Raw genomic sequence first — 1,306 nt, forward strand, 5'->3', positions numbered from 1 at the left:
AGTAGCACCTGCTCCAGTAAATAATAACGCCCCCGCTAGCGTTGTCGCACCTAAAAATTTAGCCGTTTTCAATAAAAACACTCCTTAATAAATTAATATTGTTACAAGTGAAGTTTAACACAATAAAACTATAAAAATAATAAAGAGTGTATATTTTTTATAAATTATTACGATATTTATAACTTTCCACGCTAACTTTATTCGACTTTTGCCAAATACCATCAATCATTTTATTTATTGCTAATGTATTATAATTAATAGCCACATCAAACCATTCATCTGATGTCTCAATACAAGTTATTAAAAAATCAGCATAATTATCAACTTTGTTGTTATAAATATATTCAATAATTTCCTTCATAACAACCATTTTATCAGTTTTAGTTAACTCAAAATAACTAGCTAAATCAGCACCACCATGAGCAACAATTTGGTCAATTGGATATTGATATTTCTCCGGATTATCAAGATGAGCCATATAGCGAATTAAGCCTTTAGCAGAACCTACTTTTTTAGGAATAGGACCGTTTAACGGTTCTATGATCTTAGTAACTTGATTATATGTAATAGGTCCATCAGCACTTAACAAGATATGGTAATGTTCTTTTTTCAATTCTCCATCTGGATTTACATCTTTGTCATGCAAAGGACTTTCAACCCATCTCATATGCGTTTCATCTAAGATATCTCTCCAATTTTTAGGAGTAGATTCTGGGTATACTATAAAAGTCCAGTCTCTTCCTTTTTCTACTGGTTTCTTACTTTTTGTCATGATAAAATATTAAGTGAAAAAGACATAAATAATAAACACTCCAAGGGCTTAACTTTGCGACGGTTGCGCCCTTTTTTTATGCTTTAACACTCTTTTCCTCCTTTCTTTCTACCACTCTTTCATTAATAAGTAGTGAAATATATTGTGATTTACTTAATCCATACCTTTCACTTTCTAACTCCAATTTATCCAATGTATCTTGCGACAAAGTAATACCAACTTTATTTTTTTGAGCCAATACAAGCACCTCCGAAAATAAAACTTCACATTAGTAATTTTATAGAAATCTCTAGAGATTTACAAACTTTTCTATAAAATTACAGAAATCTCTAGAGATTTTTGCTTTTTTAAAATTTAAAATTGGCATTTTTAAATTTCTATACTCTTAGAGCCCCAAGGGATATAGGAATTTAAATTTATTTTTTTCACAATGCACAATGCACACATGGGGGGTGTCATAGTACCCCCCATGTGTGCAATTTTTGCACACCCCTAGCCGTATCAAATCTTAGGGGCTCTGCCCCTCAAACCCCG

At 31.5% G+C, this 1,306-nt stretch carries 1 protein-coding gene; it reads right to left on the minus strand.

Annotation, left to right across the window (positions count from 1 at the left end; translation table 11 throughout):
- Window positions 1-157: 157 nt before the first annotated feature.
- Window positions 158-772, minus strand: coding sequence for a replication protein (locus ACWGQ1_RS18430; RefSeq protein ID WP_162164944.1), 615 nt, complete (start codon window positions 770-772; stop codon window positions 158-160).
- Window positions 773-1,306: the final 534 nt, after the last annotated feature.

Source organism: Microbacterium sp. NPDC055599 (assembly GCF_053618975.1).

Coding starts and splice junctions, on each gene's coding strand:
- ACWGQ1_RS18430 (WP_162164944.1), bottom strand. CDS start 772: ATGACAAAAAGTAAGAAACCAGTAGAAAAAGGAAGAGACTGGACTTTT.